We start from the raw sequence: 21258 nt of genomic DNA, 5'->3' as shown, positions 1-21258 counted from the left end.
AACGGCTGTACGTCCCTAGGCCCCAAACAACCGCGTCAGCGCCTTGTCCAGCATCAGCAACTGCCACAACAGGCGCCCATGATCCGACACGCCCGATCGATGGTCGGCCGCGACCTTCGCCAGCATCTTCGTGTCGAACCAGTCGGTCCGCGCCAGCGCCGATCCGCCTGCGATCGCGGTCGCTTCGCCCGCCAAAGCGCCCCGGAACCAAGCGCTGATCGGCGTGACGAATCCCATTTTCTGGCGATAGAGAATGTCCTGCGGCAGGAACGGCTCCATCGCCTTCTTCATGATATATTTGCCGCTATTACCGCGGATGCGCTGCCCCACTGGCAGGCGCGCGGCGAATTCGACCAGCCGATGGTCCAGTAGCGGCTCGCGGGCCTCCAGGCTGACGGCCATGCTCATCCGGTCGGTCTTGGTCAGGATATCGCCCGGCAACCATATGCGGATATCGGCATATTGCGCCCGGTCCAGCGCATCGCGCGCGGGCGCCTCCGCCATCGCCTTGATGTAACGATCCTCGGCGCGATAGGCGCCCAGGCGGCCCCTCATCTCTTGGCTAAACAATCGCTGGCGCAAGCCATGGGGCGTCACCCCGACCGACGCGGCATAGGCTTCCCCACCCTCCCCGGCCAGTTCGAGGAACGTCGATTTGGCCCGCAGCGCGCGCGGCGCCCAGTCTGCCTTGGGATAATATTTGCCCAGCGTCCCGAAAAAAGGCTGGCGCACGGACGCGGGGATCAGCGACCGAAACCGCTCGCCCTGCATCTGAAAGCGATGGCGGCGATAGCCCGCAAAGGCCTCGTCCGCGCCGTCGCCCGACAGTGCCACCGTCACCTGCTCGCGCGCCAGTTCGCACACGCGGAAGGTCGGCAGGGCGGACGCATCGGCGAAAGGCTCGTCGAAATGAAAGGCCAGCCGGTCGATCAACCCATAATCGTCGGGCGACACGATCCGGCTGCGATGATCGGTGGCGAAGCGGCGGGCGATGCGATCGGCATAGGCAGTCTCGTCCAACGCCGCGACGTCGAAGCCGATGGTGCAGGTCTTGACCGCCTGGCTCGACGCTTCGGCCATCAGCGCGACCACGCTGCTGCTGTCGACACCGCCCGACAGGAACGCACCCAACGGCACGTCGGCGACCATGCGCGATCGCACCGCCTGCCGCATCAGCGCGACCAGTTCTTCCTCCAGCGCTTGCGGCGACGCCTTGCTCCGCTCGGCGAAACTGACGTCCCAATAGCGTTGCGGCTGCGGCAGGGGTCGTCCGCGCACCAGCCGCAAAGTCTCCCCCGCGCCCAGCTTGCGCACGCCCGCCACCAGGCAGGCATCGTCGGGGACATAGCCATAGGCCATATAATCCTCGACCGCCGACAGGTCCGGCGCGCGGCGCAGCAGCGGGTGCGCCAGCAGGCTCTTCAATTCCGACCCGAAGATCAGGCTGCCATCGGACAGCAGTGCATAATGGAGCGGCTTGACGCCCAGCCGGTCGCGCACCAGCCACAATGCCTGCGCCCGCGCGTCGAACAAAGCGAAGGCGAACATGCCGTTGAAGCGCTGCACGCACTCCTCGCCCCATTGGCGATAGCCGTGCAGGATGACTTCGGTGTCGCTATGGGTGCGAAAGACATGGCCCTTCGCCTCCAGTTCGGCGCGCACCTCGGCGAAATTATAGATTTCGCCGTTGAAGACGACCGTCAGGCTTTCGTCCTCGGTCAGCATCGGCTGCGCACCAGCCTCCAGGTCGATGATCGACAGGCGCAGATGGCCCAGGCCCACGCCCGGCGCGGTCCAGATCCCGCTGCCATCCGGCCCGCGATGCGGCATGACGTCCAGCATCGCGCGTACCCGTGCCGGGTCCACGGGCTTGGCCGTTTCGAGATGGAAGATACCCGCTATGCCGCACATGCGAACTTCCCTAGCGGATGCCGACGCTGTGGTCAGCCAAAAGCTGCACATCGCCAAGATTGGAAAGGAAAGCCGCGATGGCCGCATCGGACGAACGCCCTTCGGCCTCTTCCGCCGACACCAGGATGGCGACGGCGCGCTGGTCCTGCCCGAGCAACCGGGCCTTCATCGTCGCCAGCTTGACCGCGGGCCTGCTGCCGGACAGGGCGCCGTCGCCTATCCGATAGACGCTCACGACATGCCGCACCACCGGGCCGGGCGCGGTAATCTGTTCGCCCCGGCCATAAGCAGGTGCGCGGGCCGGCGACGACCAGACCCATTCGCTGTCCGGATCGGCCGCCCCCTGGCCGAAGCCCACCAGTTCGCGGCCCTCATCCTGCCGCGCATAGGCGGCGATGGCGAGGTCGACGACTTGTCCCCGCCCGTTGCTGTAGCGCCCAATGACGAAATGATCCGCGCCGTCGAACCGTGGCTTCCACGGATAGGCCTGGTGGATGTCGGTCCGGCTCCACCCCGGCACCACGGGCAGGGTCAGCACCGGCGGCAGCGGATCGGCGGTGGCGGCAGTGGCGGCAAGCCAGAGCGGCGCCGCCACGATCATCGTCAGCGCGCCGCCGGCGATTGCACCTGTACGCGACGGCCTGCGCACTGCGCCTTGCAACGTGCGCGGATCGAACCAGGGATCGCCAGGCTTGCGATCGAAAAAGGGCCACGCCGCCGCCATGACGATCGTCATCACGATCGCAAAGAAGACCCAGCCATAAACGACATGGTCGAAACCCACCGCGGCATCGACGGTCGTAAGATGCGCGACCAGGATGGTGGCGAAAGCGCGCACGCCATTGGCCAGCACCGACAGGCTGAGCGCGCCGGCGAGAAACACCGCGCGACGCGACCAGCTCTTGAAACAGACATTGCAGACCAATACGCCATAGGCGGTCATGGCGATCAGGAATTTCGCGCCCGAACAGGCCTCCGCCACTTCGAAATAGCCGGTCGGCGTGGTGATGAATATCCCCTCCATATGCGCCGGCACGCCCGACAGGTCGAGCAACAGCATGGCGAGGCGCGCCGTCACCAGTTGCAGCGGCGGCACGATCTCCTCGCCGAAGGGCACCATGAAGAAGGCGTAGAAGAGCGGGAAGAGCAGCGCGCGCGCCACCGCCGGGCCGAGCAGCGCGATGGTCGCGCCCTGCAACATCATAATCAGCGCGCCATGCCGCACCATCGCCACGCCCGCCGCCGCGCCCAGCAACCAGGCCAATGCACCCGCGCCCAGCCAGACAAGCCCCGGCGCCCAGGCGACGGGCTCCAGTTGCCGCAATCCGGCCAGGCGCTGCTGCACCAGCCAGGCGATGAGGAAGGGAATGAACAGGCAATGGCCGAAGGTGGAGGCGTTCCACCAGATCGACACCATGCTGCGGACGTCGGCAAAGAACAGCGCGAGAATCGCAAAAGCGACCACGCCCAGCGCGATCAGATGACCGCGCCAGCCGGTCAGGTCGCTCAGCGGCATCCGGTCCATGGGGATCGCCCGTTCGTTCACGCCGCGCACGCGCCTTTAGCGGGCGCGCGAAGTAGCAGATCGGGCAGCGCCGCCAATGTCGTGGACCAGCGATAGCGTTCTTGCGTCCGCGCCCGCGCGGCGAGGCCCAGCCGCTGCGCGCGGGCCGGATCGGCCAGCAGCGCGACGATCTTCGCCGCTTCCTCGGCGGGACTGGCGGCGACCAGAAAATGGAACTCGTCGCTGGCATCGATGCCTTCGGCGGCCTGCGGCGAAGCGACGACCGGCCGCGCCATCGCCATCGCCTCCAGCACCTTGTTCTGGATGCCACGCGCGATGCGCAGCGGCGCGACCACGACATCGGCCGCCGCCAGCCAGCCACGCACATCGGGTACGCCGCCGGTCACGATCACGCCGGGGAGTTGCGCCAGCGCCTCCACCGCCTTGGCCGGATTGCGTCCCACAATGGCGAAGCGGGCATCGGGATGGACGGTACGGATCGCGGGCAGGCTCTGGCGCGCAAAACTCTCCACCGCCTCGACATTGGGGCGATAATCCATCTGCCCGGTGAAGACGAGCAGCGGCCCCGCCTCCCGATCGACCGCAGGAAAATCCGCCGCCGGATCGAAATAGTCGAGCGCCACGCCATTTTCGAGTCCGACTATGCGGTCGGCACCCAGGCCGCAGGCGTCGCGGAACAGCGCGGCTTCCGCCTCGCTCACGAAGCTGCTGATGTCCGCCCGCGCCGCGGTCTGCCGCTCGAAGTTCAGCAGAACGCGCCCCTCGCGCCGGTTGATCCAGCCCATCGGCCCCGATCCTTCCGCGCCATAGGTCGCATATTTAGCGGAATCGAAATCGACGAAATCCATCAGGAAACGCACGTCAGCGGGAAGGACGGGCACGAAATGCGCCATCTGCGCCGAATAGGCGACGACGGCGCGGATCGGTCGCTCCGCCAGCGTCTGCGCCACCCAGCGATGCAGGCCGGGATGGTCGAACAGCGACACCAGCAGCGACTGGCGCTTCGCCAGCCCCGTCAGCCCCGCGACCAGCTTCGACCGGTCGCGCATCAGCACGCACTGGCTGGCTGCGACCTGGCCCATCTCGCTCGCAAAGCCCATGTCGCGACCATCGTCGGCGAAGCAGCCAACATGGACGGGCGCAATCTCCGCCAACCGCTGGAGAAGGTGATAGGACCGGATCTTGTCACCCCGGTCCGGCGGAAAGGGAATGCGATGGCAGAGGAAAAGGATGTCGCCGATCATCCCAGCCCTCGCGCGATATGCGGCCCGATCAGGTTGGCGATCGATTCGGGCAACTTCTTCCACAATTCGACCTTCCGCCGATATTGCGGCGAAAGCGGATTGACGTCGCGCGTCTCCTTGCCCGGCGCGGTGCGCAGATGATAGCCGAGCGGTTCGCCCTCGAACCCCCATGTCTTCTTCCAGGCGGCAGGCCCGGTGCCGACCTTCGACCGGCCGAAATCGAAGATGGCGCAGCCCCGCTCGCGCGCCGCCCGCATCAGGCTGAAATAGAGAAATTCGTTCGATCGCATCGTCCGTGCACCTTCGCCGGCGCCATGCCAATAAGGCATGCAGGCGCCGCGATGATAGAAGCTGATGACCGCCGACAGCGGCACGCCGTCCTTCGACACCAAAGCGATGTCGGCATCGTCGCCGAACCGGTCCATGATCTGCTCGAACAGCGCGCGCGGGAAGACCGGCGTTCCCAGATTATGGACGCTATGGGCGTAAAGCCGGTAGTGGATGTCGCGCAACCGCTTGTCGCGCCCGGTCTCGAAATGCAGGTCGTTCGCGATCCCCTTGCGGATTTCTGCCCGGTGGCGCTTGGGCACGGCCTTCAGTTCCGCCTCGTCATCGGCCGCCAGCGCCCGCGAGAAGCCCAGATAGGCGTCCGCCTTCTCCTGCCACACCGGACCGCCAGGCGCTTCCCCGCCGCGCAATTCCAGCGTATCGCAGCCCAGCCGTTCCGCCAGCGTCCAGGCGGCGTCGGCCAGCGCCGCCCCGGCCTTGCGATGACTGGTCAACAGGCCGCCATCGACGGCAAAACCGCTGCCCACCAGCGCGCGCCCAAACAGCGCCGATCGGATATAGGTCAGCGGCAACAGGCCGACGATCTCGCCGCCGATCAGGCGCGCGACCAGCATCCTGGCCTTCTGTCCGGTGCCCGCTTCCACGCCCATGATCCATCCCGGCCGGTGAAAGGGCGTGGAGTCGGGGTGCGCGCATACCCATGCGTCCAGTTCCGCGACGGTCGTGGCGTCGGACAAGCGCGCTTCATCGACGATGACGCCCAGACCGGTGATAGCATTCATGGAAGTCATTCCCTTGTCACCCCTGCCCGAACCTACCGGTCAGGGTTGAATATTTGATGTGCGATTCAACCGAGACCGCGCGAAATCAGCGGCCCCAAAATGTTGGCGACGGGCAGCGGCAATCGCTTCCAATATTCGATGCGCCGCTGATATTTGGCGCTGTTCGGATTGACGTCGCGCCTGGTCCCGTCGACAGACCAGCTATGATAGACGCGCGGCGCCGGATCGAAACCGAAGCTCTTCTTCCACGCCGCCTGGCCGCTGCCGGCCTTGGAACGGCCGAAATCGAACTGGGTCATGCCACGGTCGCGACCATGGCCCATCAGCCGATAGTACATGAGTTCGTTGGAGCGTAGTCGCCGCGCATCGGCCACGCCGCCGCCCCAATAGGGCATCACCCTCCCCTGGTGATAAAGGGTCAATACCGCCGACACCGGCCGATCTCCTTCGCGCACGACCAGCAGGTCGGCATCCTTGCCAAACTGCTGCAACACCGACTGAAACAGCTTTGCGGGGAAAACCGGCGTGCCGAGATTGCGGACGCTGGTCGCGTACACGCGATAATGGTCGCGCCGCAGTCGCTCGCTGCGCCCTGCCTCCACGCTGAGCGCAGGATTAGCGAGCGCCTTGCGCAATTCGGCGCGATGCTTGCGGGGCACGGCGAGCAGTTCCGCGTCGTCGTCTGCGGCCAAGGGGCGGACGAAACCGACATACTCGCCTTCGCACCGCTGCCACTCGTCGCCCGGCGCAACCCCGCCACGCAATTCCAGCGGCGGCCCGCCCCGCGTGCGCGCCAACCCTTGGGCTGCCGCGGCGAGCGGCGCCACCGCCCGATCATCCGCGACCAGAAGACCACCATCGACCGCAAAGGCGCAGGACACGAGCGCGTCGCCGAACAGCCGGCTCTTCACATGATGGAGCGGCAATATCCCGCGAATCTGGCCGGACGGCGCCACCGCGGCGAGCAATAACGCGCGATGCCCCGTCGCCTGCGTGATTGCGCGCAGCCAGGCGGCTCGATGAAAGGGCGTGCCGGCATCATGGGCCATGACGAAATCGTCGGCGGCCTGCGTCTGACCCGGATCATCGACGTCCAGCATCGTGACGCCGAAATCGGCGGCATTGCAGACCATCATGAGGCGCGCGCCGCTTCCGCATCCGCCAGCGCATCGACGCGAGTCCAGGCGAAATCGCGGGTCAAGCGGCGTAGCTTGGCCGCCATCACCGACAGGTTGCTGTAATGGCGCAGGCGCGACCGCAGCGGCGCATCCGCGACCCGTGGCTGGTCCGGGTCGATTTCCCACGGATGGAAATAGATGATCGCGGGCCGTCCGGCCTGTTCGTTGACCTGCCGGATCGCCCAACGCGAAAAGGCGTAGGGTAGCAGGCGGAAAAAGCCGCCCCCGCCGGCCGCCAGCGTGCGCTTGCCCCATTTCGCGGTGGTGACGGGCAGTTCGACCAGATCGGATCCCGCGACCGGCTTCCAGGCGAAACGCGGCGAATCCGGCCAGCCATAATGGTCATGCCGGATCGGCGCGACGCTGGAGGAATAGCGATAGCCTTCTTCGGCCAGTATGGGGTGCGCCCAGGGCGTGCGCGGATCGATGGAGAAGCTGGGCGCACGATAGCCGGTGACCGCCTGCCCGCTCGCATCCTCCAGGATAGCGCGCGACTTGCGCAGGTCGGCGCGAAATTCCTCCGGGGTGAAGGTGAAGACGCGGGCATGGTCGTAGCCATGGCTGGCGACTTCATGACCGGCATCCGCAATCCGGCGCATCAACGCGGGATAGCGCTCGGCCACCCAGCCCAGGGTGAAGAAGGTCGCCTTGACGCCGGCCTGCGCGAACAGGTCCAGCACCGCGTCGCTATTGGTTTCGACCCGGTGGGTCAGGCTGTCCCAGTCGGCACGCCGCAGCGTGCGCTCGAACGCGCCGACCTGGAACCAGTCCTCGACATCGACAGACAGGGCGTTCTGCATGATCCTCCAACCTTGTCAGTCATATAAGGCGTCAGGCGGCGACGCCCGCCTGCATATCCGCCATCCGTTCCTCGCGCTCGACCCAGTCGACCAGCAGCGTCAGCACACGGCGCAAGGCCGTATCCTGTTCCTCGGCACGAAACTCCAGCGCCGACAGCCGTTCCTCGATCAAAGTGAAACAGCCCTTGAGCGCTTCGGGATCGATTTCCGGCTGTGCCGGCTGGCCGAAGGGCGCATGGGACTGCACCGCCCGCAGGGATGCGATCTCAGCCCGCAACGCTTCAATCTCGCCCAGCATGTCGGCGCGCAGCGCATCGACATCGACCGCATCTACCGCGGCGAACGGCGCGGCCGCCGCCTCGGCGAAAGGTTCGGCATCTCCGACCGGCTCAGCCTCGGCCACAGTCTCGATCTCATCGAAGGCCTCGTCCACGACCGACGGTTCGGCCTCCACGACGCTTTCCACCTCGACGGCTTCCGCTTTATCCGGCGCGAACGGCGCGGCGAAGGACGCAGTCTCTTCCGGCTCGACCTCTTCTTCGACCGGGTCAACCGCCGCTTCGGGTTCGAACGCACGCTCGACCGCCCGCGGCGGCGCAAAGGCGGCGAAGGCCGGTCGCGCGAAGGGCGCCACGACGATCGGCGTCACCGGCTCGCCAGCCACATCTTCCTCTTCCGCCTCGGCAGCGGGAGCGAGCGGTTCGATTTCCGCCGTCGTCCGGTCCGGCTGCGGCCAGGCCGCATCCAGTTCGATGGTCTCGTCCTTTACCGGCTCGTCGTCGGGCAGTTGCTCATCGGCGGGATAATAGCCGAAGGGTTGCGGGACGGCCTGCTCCTCGATCGGCTCGTCCTCGACGCTCTCGTCGGCGACTACAAGCTCGACCGGTTCCGGCTCGAACGCAACCGACTCTTCAACGGCATCCAGCACCGACGGCGCGACGGGTTCCGGCGCGATATCGGCATCCAGGCCCATGTCCGCGACGACGGCGTCCACGACTTCCTCGTCGATCACATGCAGTTGCTCGATCGCGCCCAGCAGCAGCACCCGGCTGGCCAGCGCGTTCAGGCGGCGCGGTACGCCGCCGGTCGCCGCATAGAGCGCCGAAAAGGCCCCCGGCGTAAAAGCCGGGTTGCCGCTCCAGCCCGCAATGGCGAGGCGATGGAGGATATAGGGTTCGACCTCATTGGCCATCATCGGTTCCAGATGATGGGTCGCAATGACGCGCTGGCGCAACTGCTCCAGTTCGGGCGACTTGAGAAGGTCGCGAAATTCCGGCTGGCCCAGCAGGAATATCTGCAGCAGCGACTGACCACCCAACTGGAAATTGGACAGCATCCGCAATTCCTCGATCGCGGTAACAGGCAGGTTCTGCGCCTCGTCCACGATCAGCAGGCTGCGCCGCCCGGCCCGCGCCTGAGCATGAAGCCTGGCTTCGACCTGTTGCAGAATCGCCGCCTTGGACAGGCCGTCGGTGGAAAGACCGAAACTCTGCGCGGCGAGGCGGAGCATGTCGTCGCCCTCTACCTGCGTCGACACGATCTTGACGGCGGTCAGCCGCGCCGGATCGATGGTCTGCATCAGGTGACCGACCAGCGTCGTCTTGCCCGCACCGATGTCGCCGGTGATGACAATGAAGCCTTCACCCTGCGCCAGGCCGTAGCCCAGATAGGATAATGCCTTGCGATGGGTCGCGCTCTCGAAATAATAATGCGGGTCCGGCGTCAGTTGGAACGGACGGCCCTGCAATCCGTAGAATTGATCGTACATCTCTTCGTCTCCAAGGCGACCGGTTAGAAGCTGTAGCGCAGGCCGACCTGCCCCATCGCGCTGATGATGGTGTCCAGATCATCCGCCTGCACCCCATCCAGGCCAAGCGAGGCAGACGCAGACAGACGGCGCGACAACCCCTTATAATAGCTGGCGAATGACCCATAGTTCAACACATCTGGCCGTCCACCGCTTGCATCGAAATAATTCACGTAGCCAACCAGGTCGATGCTGTCGCGATCGTTGAACATATAGCTTACCGACCCGTTGCCGTACCAGTTCTCGTCCCGCGATCCGCGGATCAATATGGTCTGGCCGCTGGGGGTGATGAACTTGCGCTGCGAATAGCCCGCGCCCACGCCCCAGCCCCACGGCCCGCGACGCAGCGAATATTGCGCCGACACGCCACGATAGCGGAAATTGGCGTCGGTGATGCCCGACAACGCATCGTTGAAGCACTGCCCCCCGCCGGTGGTGGAGAAGGCGCAGCCGGTGATGTCGCCGGTGAACGGGTTGCGCGCCACGTCGAAATTGCTGCCCGACAGGGCGGCCACGTCGGCGGTAATCATGCGGCCGAAACTGTCGATCCCGTCGAAGACGATGATGGCGACGCTGCTGTCGCGGCCCTGCCACAGGAAGCTGCCCTGATAGGTCATCCCGCCATAGCGTTCGCCGACCCGCGCCTGTAACGTCGTGCGACGGCTGGGCCGCCACAAAACACCCGCGTCCCAGATGATGTCGTCGAAATCATAGACCAGCGCGCGCGGCGAGCTTTTGTCGGTAACATAGCGGCCGTTGCGGATCAGCGGCAGGCCGTCCGCACCCAGTTCCGGCGAACGCTGGCTGATCTGGATCTTTTCATAGCCGACGCCGCCGACGGCGGCGAGCGTTGGCGTGATGGGTACGGTCGCATCGACCCGGCCCCACAGATCCTCGAACCGCTGGTCGAGCTGGCTGGCATCTTCGCGGTCATAGCCGCCGCTGGCCGTCAGGCCGATGCCCGGCAACACCGTGTCGGGCGAAAAGCCGACCGATCCGCTCAAACTGTGCGTCCAGCTATCGGCGAAGGAGCCGCCCCCCTGTCCCTGAACGCTGTTCTGGCTCACACTGTCATCGACCCGCGCATAGCCGAGGCGATAGGAGGCGTTGACGTTGAAGTCGCCAAGCTGCGTTGTATAGGATGGGCCGACATAGCCGGACCAGACCTGGCTGGTATAGGTGTCGCGCTGGGTGGACGCGCCCGACAGGCCGTCGGTACGCACCCGCGTGGCAAGGCCGCCGCTCTGGATGGACAGGCCGCGGGCGACATTGACGTTGGCATGGCCAAAGCCGCTCAGCACATCCTGATCGACCGCTTGGCTGCTCCAGCCGAAGCTGTGATTATATTGCAGGTCGACGGCCGCCTCGACCCGCTTGTTCTGCACTTCGGCGGTCAGGCCCGCGGTAACATTGGTGTAGGTCAGCACGTCGCCGCCGCCCTTGAGCGGCCCCATCACGACCTGGTCCACCCCGATATAGGGGACCACATCGACGCGCTTCTCGTCGGACGACGATTGCGCATGGACGGGCATTGCAGCGGCCAGCGCGACGCAGGATGCGCCTGCGATCCAGAGCCGAACGGTCTTCACTGGGCTTCCCCCTTGGCGTAATAGCTGCCGAAACGGCGGCCGCCGCTGTTGAAGCGGACGGCATTGAGCAAAAGCTGCACCTGCGCGCCGCCCCTCAACAGGCCCGCGGCGTCGCGCAGCGCGCTTTCGGGCGTCTTGTCGGCGCGCACGACCAGCAGCGCGATGGCGGCGTGGCTGGCGAGCACGGCGGCGGGCGATGCCGCCAGCAACGGCGGCGAATCAAAGATCACGATGCGGTCGGGCCGGCCATCGGTCAGCCGCTTGAGCAGTTGTTCGGTCCGGGCCGAGGCGAGATATTCGGTGTCGTTGTTGCTGCGCTGCCCGGCGGGCAGCACGGCGAGCGAGGGAATGTCGGTGCGGATCACGCAGTCTTCGATCGCAACCATGGGGTCAGCGAGCGCGTCCATCAGGCCGGGGCCGGCCTCCAGCCCCAGTTGCGCGGGAATGCCGGGTTTGCCGAAATCGGCGTCTACCAGCAGGATCTCGCGATCCTTCTCCGCCGCCAGGCTGAGCGCCAGGTTGATCGCACAGAAGGTCTTGCCATCGCCGCTATGGGCGGAGCAAACGAGGATCCGATTGCCCCGCGGATTATTCTGTAGCTGCGACAGCAGGTCGCGCTTGAGCAGGCGAAATTCCTCGCTCATCGTCGTAACCGCGCTGTCGGGACGCAGGAAGCCGTCCTCGACCAGCTTGATCCGGTCGATCGCCTGCACCGGCCCGGTCCAGGCCGGCGCGCGAAAGGTCGGCGCGGCAGGCGTATCGGCCACGAGGGCCGCAGGCGCCGGCGGCGCAACGGGCGCGGGCGGCAGGTCGGCGGGCACATCGACGGCAGGCGCGCCGCGGCCACGCAATGCGGCGTTGAAATCGTAGATTTCGGTCGCCCGCTCGATCAGCGATCCCCGGCCCTTGATGGAGCTGTGCTGGTTCATCTTCCCTGGCTCCTTCACGCCATACCGCGCTGGACGAATTCGACGACGATCAGCAGCAGGCAGACGGCTGCCAGCCCCCCGCTCGCTCCGGCGAACCATTTCATACGTTGCTTTTCGACCGCCACCTGCGCCGCGCTGACCGTCTGGCTGATCGATCCGGCGACTGGCAGGCCAAGCGCCTTTTCAAGCCGCGCGGCGGTCGGGAAGGTGCCCTTGAGCTGGCCGAGCGCGAAGGCGATGCCGATGCCCGCACCGATGCCCAGGATCAACACGCCCAGCAGCAGCAGCGGCCGGTTGGGGGCCGACGGCGCCGTCGGGGTGCTGGGCGGCTGGATGACGCGGAACTGGACGGAGCCGGTCTCGGTCTTCACGTCGCCCCGCAGGCGGATTTCCTCCCGGTCGGCCGCCAGCTTGTCATATTGCGCCTTGAGCGCGGCATAGTCGCTTTCGATCTTTTCCTGCTCGGATGCGACGCCCGGTTCATTCACCTGTTTGGACATCATGGTGTTGAGGTCGCCCTGCAACTGCGCCTTGCGCGTGCTGAGCGCCTGCACCGTGGCGGCCCGTTCCGCCTGCATCGACTTGATCGACAGATAAGCGGGATTGGGCGTGCTGCCGGCGCCACCCGCGCTGCCGCCGCCACCGCTCTTGCGCAGGGCATCGACTTCGCGCTGGGCCGCAATCACGTCGGGGTGGTTGGCGGTCCACCCACGCGCGCGCATCGACGCCAGATTGGATTGCGCCTGCGCCAGCGGCGATACCCCGCCCGATGCGCCGACGCCTGGCAGAGTCGCCGGCGTGCCCGCGAGTTGGCCGTTCATCGCGCTCAGGGCACTCTGCGCCTGAACGAGTTGCGAATCGATATTACTGATCTCCGCGCGGGCCGCATCCATACGCTGGCTGATCGAACCGGCGCCCGGCAACAGGCCGATATAGCGCTGCGCGAATTCGACGCGGCGCTGGTCTGCTGCCTCCAACTGCTTGCCGCGCGCGGCGATCTGCTGGTCGAGGAAGGCCAGGCTCTGCTTGGTCTGGTTGCGATCGCCCGACAGATTCTCTTCCTGGAAGATATCGATCAGCTTCTGCACGACCTGTTGCGCGATGCGCGCATTGGCGCCATCCGACAGGCCCGAATCGGCAGAGATCGCACTGATGTCGATCATGCTGGGATCGGCCTGCGCCATCACCGTGATGTTCTCGCGCAACGTCGTGATCTTGGCGGCAATGTCGCGCGGGCCGGACACGGACTGGGACAGGTCGGTATCGCGTACCACCTTTTCCAGATTCTCAGCGCTCGCCAGCGTGCTGCGCACCCGGTCGAGATCCTGCTGTGACTGGACCTGGGTTATCCCCACCTTGTCCTCCAGCAGCGACTGGGTGTTCACATAGACCCGCGCCTTGGACTGATAGCTGTTGGGGATGAGCGCCACGCCCAGCCAGCCCAGCATGCACAAGCCCCAGGCGACGCCGAGCGCCACCCAGCGGCGGCTCCATATGCCGTGGAGCAGGACCAACAATTCGTCGTAGAGACCGGCCATGATCAGAACATGCTTTCAGGAATGATGATGACGTCGCCGGGCGACAGCAACACATTGGCGCGCGTATCCCCCTTCTTCAAAAGGTCGCCCAGGCGGACCTGATATTCCTTCTGCTTGCCCGTATTCTTGTCGAAGCGAACAAGCCGCGCGCGGTTGCCCGCCGCATATTCGGACAGGCCGCCGACGGCGATCATCGCGTCCAGCAGGGTCATGTTCGCACGATAGGGAATCGACGCGGGCTTTTCCGTCGCGCCCACGATCCGTACCTGCTGGCTGAACGTGCCGCTGAAATTGTTGACGATCACCGACACCAGCGGATTTTCGATATATTGGGTCAACGCCAGCTTGATGTCGTCCGACAGCATCTTGGGCGTCTTGCCCACAGCCGGCATGTCCGTGATCAGCGGCGTAGTGATGCGGCCATCGGGGCGCACCTGAACCTTCGCGCCCAGTTCGGGATTGCGCCACACGAAGATGGTGAGGTCGTCGAGCGGACCGATGATATATTCCTCACCCGGCCCTTCCTGCGTCGACACGAAAGAAGCGGGCGGCAATTGCGGTCCGGACGGCGCAGAGGCGCAGCCCGACAAGGCGACGGCGGGTAGCGATACGCCGATCAAAAGCCTGGAAACCGACACAAAACGCATAATCTCACCTCTTTGTGCGGCCATGCACCGGCGGCCGCCAAAGAGGGCAAGGCAACCAGGCAGCACATGGCTTCGAACTTCTTCTTGCCGGGAAAGGGTAAAGATACCGTTAGGAGTTAAGTCCTGAGCAAATCAGCCAAGTAAAAGTTCGCGAGGACTTGGGTGACCAAGAAATGCCGCAGGACTTGCCGACGCGCCATAGGCCCCGGCCAGGAAGATGGCGATCAGGTCACCCTCCCTGACCGGCGGCAGCGCCACTTTGTCGCCCAGACGATCGATCGGCGTGCACAGGCACCCCACCACCGTCACCGGCTGGCCCGTCGAGGCCGCACCGAAGCGGTTGGCGACCGCGATCGGGTAGTTGCGCCGTACGACCGTGCCGAAATTACCGCTGGCGGCCAGTTGGTGATGCAGACCCCCATCGACCACGACGAAGGTTTCGCCCTGGCTGACCTTCACATCGATGACACGGGTCAGATAGACCCCCGCCTCCCCCACCAGCCAGCGCCCCAGTTCGATCGCGAAGGCGCTGCCCTGCAAAATGCCCGGCAAACTGTCCAATGCGCTGTCCAGCGCCACGCCGATCGGGCGGATATCCAGCCGTTCGTCGCCGGGGAAATAGGCCAGGCCAAAGCCCCCGCCCAGATTGACCAGCGGCGGCGACGCGCCGACATCGTCCGACAGCCGCGCCGCCAGCGCAATCGTCGTCGCCTGCGTCTCGATGATCGCCAATGGATCGAGATTCTGGCTGCCGGCGAAAATATGCCAGCCCCGCCAGTCCGCCCCCGCATCGATCATCGCCCGCGCCAGCGCCGCCGCGCGATCGGCATCGACGCCGAACGGCTTGGCCCCGCCGCCCATGCGCATCCCCGATCCCTTGAGGTCGAAGTCCGGGTTGACCCGCACCGCCAGGCGTGGGGTCTTGCCCAGCTTTTCGGCAACAGCCAGCGCGCGGCGCCCTTCCCCCTCCGACTCCAGATTGATGGTCACGCCCGCGAAGATCGCGGCTTCCAATTCGTCGTTACGCTTGCCCGGTCCTGCAAAACTGATCCGATCCGGCGCCATTCCGGCTGTAAGCGCCATTTCCAGTTCGCCCCCCGAGGCAATATCGAATCCATCCACCTGGCTCCCCATCCGGGCCAGCAGCGGCGCATAGGGGTTGGCCTTGATCGCATAATGGAGATGCAACGCATCGGGCATGGCGGCGCGAAACCTTCGCACCTGCGCTTCGACGACGTTCATGTCATAGGCGAAAAGCGGCGTGTCTCCAGCCTCGTCCACCAGGCTGGCTGCGCCGCAGCCGCCGACGATCAACATGCCTTCTTCCTGCCCGAACCAGGCGGGAATCGGCCCCATCGGCTTCATGCGCCATGCTCCTTGGCCAGCGCGACCCGATCGATCTTGCCATTGGGATTGCGGGGGAAATCTGGAAGCACGACGATATCCTTGGGCTGCATGAAATTGGGCAGTTCGGTCTTGAGACGGGCGGCAACCGCCGAGGCGACGGAAATGTCGTCGGCGCGGATCAGCAGCCGCACCGCCTGCCCCAGCCGGTCATCCCGTACCCCCAAAGCCACGGCTTCGGAGACGCCAGGCACGGCGACCGCGGCCTCCTCTATCTCGGTCGGGCTGATCCGGTTGCCCGCCGACTTGATCATCGCATCGTCGCGGCCGACGAAATAGAGCAGGCCCTGGGCATCCCGGCGCACCGTGTCGCCCGACCAGACCGCCATGCCGCCATAGGCCGATATCGCGGGCGCGGGCTTGAACCGCTCGGCCGTCCGCGCCGGGTCGCGCCAATAGCCCTGCGCCACCAGCGGCCCGCAATGGACCAGTTCGCCCGGCTCCTCATCGTCGGTGATGCTGCCGTCCGGGCGGACTACCAGAATCTCCGCAAAGGGGATCGCCCGGCCCATCGAATCGGGATGGCTGCCCACCAGCGCCGGCGGCAGATAGGTGGACCGAAACGCCTCGGTCAGCCCGTACATCGGATAGAGGTCGGCCTGTGGGAACAGCGCGCACAGCCTGGCGACCAGCGGCCGGGTCAGCGCCCCGCCACTGTTGGTCAGCCGCTTGAGCTTCGCGGCAATCTCCACCGGCCAGTCCAGCTCGGTCAGTTGCACCCAGAGCGGCGGCACCCCGGCCAGCGTCGTGATGTCCCGCCGATCCACCAGCTTCATCACATCGCGCGGCGTGAGATAATCGAGCGGATAGACGCAGCCCCCGGCGTACCAGGTGGAAAGTAGCTGATTTTGTCCATAATCGAAGCTGAAAGGCAGGACGCAGGCGGTGCGATCCGCCTCCGTCAGTTGGAGATAGGCCGCCACCGCCACCGCGCCAAGCCACAGGTTGGCGTGGCTGAGCATCACTCCCTTGGGCCGTCCGGTCGAACCGCTGGTGTAGAGGATCGCCGCCAGATCGTCAGGCGCGGCTGAACCAGGCCCGATCGCCTGGCCGCCGCTCATCGCGCAGGCGGCGTCATCCTCGCGATGCAGTTGGCAATCGGCCGGCACGTCGCCGGGCGACAGGCTTTCGAGTCGCGCCGCCGCCCCGATCAGCAGCAGCGCGCCGCTGTCGGCCAGGATATGGGCGACCTGCGCATGTTTGAGCAATGGATTGACCGGCACATGGACCAAACCCGCACGCGGCGCCGCCAACGGCATCAGCGCGGCGACCGGCCCTTTGGCGATCCAGCTTGCGACTCGCGCGCCCTTCTTCAGCCCGAATCCCGCCAGCCAGCCCGCCAGCCGTCCCAGCGTCTCTTCCAGTTCGGCATAGCTGTAGCTGCCGGATCGACCATCCAGCGCCGTCCGCAAGGCGTCGCCGCGCAGCAGCAGATGGTCGATCGGCCGCAACTGCGCGCCGTCGATCATGGGGAAATCCGTGGACACAGGCGGGCTTAACTCCATTTCCAGACTTTTCTCCTATGCCGCCCTATAGTTGGGGCGGAGATAGTCGGTTGGTGGCGCCAAGGGAATATCAGATGCTCGCACAGGCGCGGCAGGCTTTGGCCGGCCGGCTCGATCGCGCGCATGGATTGGCCCTGTTCGACCGGATCGACTGGTTTGCGGCTCTGCATGATCGCTGCTTCCCTGACCAGCCCGTCTCTATCGTGCAGGCGCAGGAAGGCGATGCGCAAGCCTGGCTGTTCCTGCTCGCCCCCGCCCCCCGTCGCGCCAGCGCGCTCGCCAACTGGTACAGCTTCGCCTGGGCGCCCGTCTTCATCGGCGCACCCGATGCCGCGACCCGGCAGCGGTTGCTGGAAAGCTTGGCCCGGCACCTGATGACGCGCTGCGCGCAGATCGATCTCTATCCGCTGGAGGATGCCGCGCCCCTGCTCGCCGCGCTGCGCCGCGCCGGCTGGTTCGCCGTCCAGCGGGCGATGGGCGGGCGCTATCTTTTGGAGGTGGAGGGCTGCTGCTTCGCCGACTATTGGGCGGCGCGGCCGGGCCGGCTGCGCAATCTCGTCAAGCGCAAGGGACGTGGCGACCCGTTCGCCCTGTCGATCGCCACGCGGCTGACCGACGACCTGTGGCGGGACTATATCGACGTGCATGACCGTAGCTGGAAGGAGGCTGAACCCGGCCTCGATTTCCTGCACGACCTGGCCGAGCGGGAAAGCGCGGCGGGGACGTTGCGGCTGGGTTTCGCGCGGTTGGACGGGCGCGCGGTGGCGACCCAATTGTGGACCGTGGAGCGGGACGTCGCCCTGATCCACAAGCTGAGCCATGACAGCGCCTTCGACCATGCTTCCCCCGGCACATTGTTGAGCCATGCGATGTTCAAGCAGGCGATCGACGGGGATCGGGTGCGCATGATCGACTATGGCACCGGCGACAACGGCTACAAGACCGACTGGATGGACCGGCGCATCCCGCTCCACCGCATCGACGCTTTCAACCCGCGTTTCCCCTCCAGTTGGCTCCCGGCGGCGCGCACCGCCATTTCAGCGCTTGTAGGTTAAGCCGCGTCCCTCTATTTAGCGCGCATCATGCGGGCGCAAAATTCTCAGCCGGTCGACCGGACTCTCGATGTGGACAGCCTGATGCGGGCGCTGTTGCGCGACGTACTCAGCCTGCCGCAAACCCAGGTCGATAGCTTCGACGCGGACACCCCCCTGTTCGGCGCGCTGCCGGAACTGGATTCGATGGCGGTCGCGGGCCTGCTGACCGAAATCGAGGACCGCTTCGACATCCTGATCGAGGATGACGATATCGACGGCGACACGTTCGAGACATTCGGGTCGCTCGTCGCCTTCGCGCAGGCGAAGCTGGCCTGAACCCAGCCCGCCCGCGGCGGCGGCTTACGCCTCCACCAGTTCCTCGAAATCCTGTTCCGCCAGGAATTTCTCGACGTCGAGCGCGGCCATGCAGCCCATGCCCGCCGCGGTCACGGCCTGGCGATAGATTTTATCGGTGACGTCGCCCGCGGCGAACACGCCCGGAATCGCCGTGCGGGTCGTGCCCTTTTCCACCAGCAGATAGCCCTCGTCGGTCGGCAGCTTGCCGGTGAACAATTCGGTCGCGGGATGATGGCCGATCGCGACGAAGCCGCCGTCGGTCGGCTCATGCGACTTTTCGCCCGTCACCGTATCGATCAGGTCGACCCCGACCAGACCTTCGGGCGTGCCGCCGCCGACGAATCGGTCGACCGCCTTGTTCCACAGCACCTTGATGTGCGGATGGGCGTGCAGCCGCTGTTGCAGGATCTTTTCCGCGCGCAGCGAATCGCGGCGGTGGATCAGGGTGACGTCATGGCTGTGGTTGGTGAGGTAGAGCGCTTCCTCGACCGCGGTGTTGCCGCCGCCGATGACCACCACCTTCTTGCCGCGATAAAAGAAGCCGTCGCAGGTGGCGCAGGCCGATACGCCCTTGCCCTGCAGATGCTCCTCGCCCTCCACGCCCAGCCATTTGGCCTGCGCGCCGGTGCAGATGACCAGCGTGTCGGCGACATAGAGGGTGCCGCCATCGCCGCGCAGGCGGAAAGGACGTTCGGACAGGTCGACATCGACGATCTGGTCGTACATCATCTGCGCGCCGACATGCTCGGCCTGCGCCTGCATCTGCTCCATCAGCCACGGCCCCTGGATAACGTCCTTGAAACCGGGATAATTTTCGACATCGGTAGTGATGGTGAGCTGGCCGCCCGGCTGCATCCCCTGCACCACGATCGGCGCCAGACCCGCGCGCGCGCCGTAAATGGCGGCGGACAGGCCGGCCGGGCCGGAACCGAGGATGAGCATGCGGGTGGAATGGGTGGCGGTCATATCAGGCTTTCAGCTATGATTCGTGTCGGCCAGAGAGATAGGCACCCCCACGCCGCGCGCCAAGCGAAGGATTTGCATGGGGGCGACGAAGCGGCGCTTTGGGGATGGCGCGAGGTGGCGCGCGAAGTTCACAGTGTAACGCACGAAATGGGCCGGAAGCGCTCGCAAGGCTTCCCGAAGGCGCTCGCGACGCGTCACTTCCTATTGGGTGATGCGGGCATGATTTGGGCGCGGGGATGCGGGGCGTGATGCGGTGAGAGATGGAGGAAGGCTGATCCATGCCGAGGGTTAGATCAGACGAAATCCTATTTGGGAAGGATGTTGGAGGGGCTGGGATGGCCGATTCCGGAAAGGCAGCTTCAGGTCGCAGACTTATCTAATTCTGCTATTGCTTCCCACTGCCAACGCATCGGGAATATACGATGTTTTATTGACGAGCCAGATCGCATCGGTTAATCACGATGCATGGACACCGATGACGCCCTTTCCATTCTCTCCGCTTTTGGCCATCCAACGCGGCTGGATGCATTTCGGCTGCTGATCCGACATGAGCCTGATGGTCTGTCGACCGGCGAATTGGTCGAAGCATCGGGGCTGACCCAGAGCACTTTTTCGACGCATCTGGCCGTGATGGCGAACGCCGGGCTGGTGCTTTCCGAGAAGCGTGGTCGCCAACAAATCCAGCGCGCCAACCTCGACACGCTGCGCGGACTGATGGTCTATCTGGCCAAGGATTGCTGCCAGGGGCGCGCCGAGTTGTGCGAGCCGCTTCTGGCCGAACTTACCTCCTGCTGAAGAGGCAAGAATGACCGATATCGTGATCTACCATAACCCGCTTTGCGGGACCTCTCGTAATGCCCTGGCCATGATCCGCAATGCCGGCATCGAGCCTCATGTTATCGAGTACCTGAAGACGCCACCAAGCCGCGCGCTGCTGATGGAACTCATCAAGCGGGCCGGTATCACCACGCGCGCTCTGCTGCGCGAGAAGGGGACGCCTTATGCCAAACTGGGCCTCGGCGATGAGACCTTGACGGACGAGGCCCTGCTCGACGCGATGATAGAGCATCCCATCCTCATCAACCGGCCGCTGGTCGTGTCGCCGTTGGGCGTGAAACTTTGCCGCCCTTCCGAAGAAGTGCTGGATTTGCTGCCGACGCAACAGCGCAGCACCTTCGTCAAGGAAGACGGCGAAGTCGTGGAAGCAACCCGGCAATGACCCTTTCGGTTCGCCCGGCGACGATCGACGATGCCAAGGCTATCGCCGCGATTTACGCGCATCATGTCTTACACGGCACGGCGACGTACGAAGTCGTGCCGCCGACGCAGGCCGAAACCGTAGGGAAGATACGGATGGTGACCGGCCGGAAATGGCCGTTTCTCGTCGCCTGCGATGGATCTGAAGTGGTGGGCTATTCCTATGCCACGCAGTTCCGCGATCGGCCAGCTTACGCCTATGCCTGCGAGAACAGCATCTACGTGGCGCATGGCCAGCGCGGCTGCGGCATCGGCAAGCTGCTGCTGAAGGCCTTGCTGGAAGCAGCTGAAGGCTATGGCTTTCGGCAGATGGTAGCCGTTATCGGCGGCGGTGAACCCGCTTCCGTCGCGCTGCATGGCGCCTGTGGCTTTGCGCACGTCGGCCGCCTGACCGGTATGGGCTGGAAGGCTGGCCGTTGGCTCGACACGATTTACATGCAGATCGCCCTGGGCGGCGGTATCACGACTGCACCTGCCGTTTCCCGGAGGGACTGACA

The 21258-nt window shown here is 65.5% G+C and carries 18 protein-coding genes and 1 pseudogene; 5 read left to right on the top strand and 14 right to left on the bottom strand.

Going from position 1 to position 21258, the window contains the following annotated elements; all coding sequences use genetic code 11:
* Window positions 1-15 precede the first annotated feature (15 nt).
* The 13 genes and pseudogenes from K9B33_RS17140 to K9B33_RS17080 all read right to left on the bottom strand — a co-directional run bounded on the left by K9B33_RS17140 (window position 16) and on the right by K9B33_RS17080 (window position 17111).
* A complete protein-coding gene (locus K9B33_RS17140; RefSeq protein ID WP_224550288.1) occupies window positions 16-1911 on the bottom strand; it encodes an XrtA/PEP-CTERM system amidotransferase in 1896 nt (631 codons plus the stop codon).
* Window positions 1912-1921: 10 nt separating this feature from the next.
* A complete protein-coding gene (gene xrtA, locus K9B33_RS17135) occupies window positions 1922-3436 on the bottom strand; it encodes an exosortase A (protein WP_263499625.1) in 1515 nt (504 codons plus the stop codon).
* A 17-nt stretch (window positions 3437-3453) separates the two neighbouring features.
* Entirely contained in the window at window positions 3454-4680 is a 1227-nt protein-coding gene (locus tag K9B33_RS17130) for a TIGR03087 family PEP-CTERM/XrtA system glycosyltransferase (protein ID WP_224550286.1), read from the bottom strand.
* Window positions 4677-5750: a FemAB family XrtA/PEP-CTERM system-associated protein gene (locus tag K9B33_RS17125; protein ID WP_224550285.1), complete on the bottom strand. Its 1074-nt coding sequence runs from the start codon at window positions 5748-5750 to the stop codon at window positions 4677-4679. The genes K9B33_RS17130 and K9B33_RS17125 overlap by 4 nt, the downstream gene beginning before the upstream one ends.
* A gap of 65 nt (window positions 5751-5815) precedes the next feature.
* Complete coding sequence (locus tag K9B33_RS17120; protein ID WP_224550284.1) at window positions 5816-6886, bottom strand: FemAB family XrtA/PEP-CTERM system-associated protein; 1071 nt, start codon at window positions 6884-6886, stop codon at window positions 5816-5818.
* Entirely contained in the window at window positions 6883-7728 is an 846-nt protein-coding gene (locus K9B33_RS17115; RefSeq protein ID WP_224550283.1) for an XrtA system polysaccharide deacetylase, read from the bottom strand. The genes K9B33_RS17120 and K9B33_RS17115 overlap by 4 nt, the downstream gene beginning before the upstream one ends.
* 748 nt (window positions 7729-8476) lie before the next feature.
* A pseudogene (locus tag K9B33_RS17110) lies at window positions 8477-9496 on the bottom strand (XrtA/PEP-CTERM system-associated ATPase); the annotation flags it as partial.
* A 23-nt stretch (window positions 9497-9519) separates the two neighbouring features.
* The gene (locus tag K9B33_RS17105; RefSeq protein WP_224550332.1) at window positions 9520-11067 is read right to left on the bottom strand and encodes a hypothetical protein; all 1548 of its coding nucleotides are present in this window, start codon (window positions 11065-11067) and stop codon (window positions 9520-9522) included.
* A 53-nt stretch (window positions 11068-11120) separates the two neighbouring features.
* Window positions 11121-12053: an AAA family ATPase gene (locus tag K9B33_RS17100; RefSeq protein WP_224550282.1), complete on the bottom strand. Its 933-nt coding sequence runs from the start codon at window positions 12051-12053 to the stop codon at window positions 11121-11123.
* 14 nt (window positions 12054-12067) lie between these two features.
* Complete coding sequence (locus tag K9B33_RS17095; protein ID WP_224550281.1) at window positions 12068-13591, bottom strand: XrtA system polysaccharide chain length determinant; 1524 nt, start codon at window positions 13589-13591, stop codon at window positions 12068-12070.
* A gap of 2 nt (window positions 13592-13593) precedes the next feature.
* The gene (locus K9B33_RS17090) at window positions 13594-14238 is read right to left on the bottom strand and encodes an XrtA/PEP-CTERM system exopolysaccharide export protein (RefSeq protein WP_224550280.1); all 645 of its coding nucleotides are present in this window, start codon (window positions 14236-14238) and stop codon (window positions 13594-13596) included.
* 132 nt (window positions 14239-14370) lie between these two features.
* Window positions 14371-15603 (bottom strand): pyridoxal-dependent decarboxylase, exosortase A system-associated, encoded by a 1233-nt coding sequence (locus K9B33_RS17085; RefSeq protein ID WP_224550279.1) that lies wholly within the window; start codon window positions 15601-15603, stop codon window positions 14371-14373.
* Complete coding sequence (locus tag K9B33_RS17080) at window positions 15600-17111, bottom strand: acyl-CoA ligase (AMP-forming), exosortase A system-associated (RefSeq protein WP_224550278.1); 1512 nt, start codon at window positions 17109-17111, stop codon at window positions 15600-15602. The genes K9B33_RS17085 and K9B33_RS17080 overlap by 4 nt, the downstream gene beginning before the upstream one ends.
* An 86-nt stretch (window positions 17112-17197) precedes the next feature.
* On the opposite strand from K9B33_RS17080, the gene K9B33_RS17075 reads away from it, so the two are divergent.
* Window positions 17198-18202, top strand: a complete 1005-nt coding sequence (locus tag K9B33_RS17075) for a GNAT family N-acetyltransferase (protein ID WP_224550277.1) — start codon at window positions 17198-17200, stop codon at window positions 18200-18202.
* A gap of 27 nt (window positions 18203-18229) precedes the next feature.
* On the top strand, window positions 18230-18517 hold the full coding sequence (locus tag K9B33_RS17070) for a phosphopantetheine-binding protein (protein ID WP_224550276.1): 288 nt from the start codon (window positions 18230-18232) through the stop codon (window positions 18515-18517).
* Between the two features lie 24 nt (window positions 18518-18541).
* Here the strand turns inward: K9B33_RS17070 and trxB are convergent, their stop codons facing one another.
* Complete coding sequence (gene trxB / locus K9B33_RS17065) at window positions 18542-19504, bottom strand: thioredoxin-disulfide reductase (protein ID WP_224550275.1); 963 nt, start codon at window positions 19502-19504, stop codon at window positions 18542-18544.
* 465 nt (window positions 19505-19969) lie between these two features.
* Between trxB and K9B33_RS17060 the strand changes: the two genes are divergently transcribed.
* The 3 genes from K9B33_RS17060 to K9B33_RS17050 are packed head-to-tail and all read left to right on the top strand — an operon-like array spanning window position 19970 to window position 21256.
* Window positions 19970-20299: an ArsR/SmtB family transcription factor gene (locus tag K9B33_RS17060; RefSeq protein WP_224550274.1), complete on the top strand. Its 330-nt coding sequence runs from the start codon at window positions 19970-19972 to the stop codon at window positions 20297-20299.
* 10 nt (window positions 20300-20309) lie between these two features.
* A complete protein-coding gene (arsC, locus tag K9B33_RS17055) occupies window positions 20310-20723 on the top strand; it encodes an arsenate reductase (glutaredoxin) (RefSeq protein WP_224550273.1) in 414 nt (137 codons plus the stop codon).
* The gene (locus K9B33_RS17050) at window positions 20720-21256 is read left to right on the top strand and encodes a GNAT family N-acetyltransferase (RefSeq protein ID WP_224550272.1); all 537 of its coding nucleotides are present in this window, start codon (window positions 20720-20722) and stop codon (window positions 21254-21256) included. The genes arsC and K9B33_RS17050 overlap by 4 nt, the downstream gene beginning before the upstream one ends.
* The last annotated feature ends 2 nt before the right edge of the window (window positions 21257-21258 follow it).

It is taken from the genome of Sphingobium sp. 3R8 (genome assembly GCF_020166615.1).
GTDB classification, from domain to species: domain Bacteria; phylum Pseudomonadota; class Alphaproteobacteria; order Sphingomonadales; family Sphingomonadaceae; genus Sphingobium; species Sphingobium bisphenolicum.
Note: the sequence above shows the minus strand (reverse complement) of the source record. Positions and strands in the feature narration are given on the sequence as shown.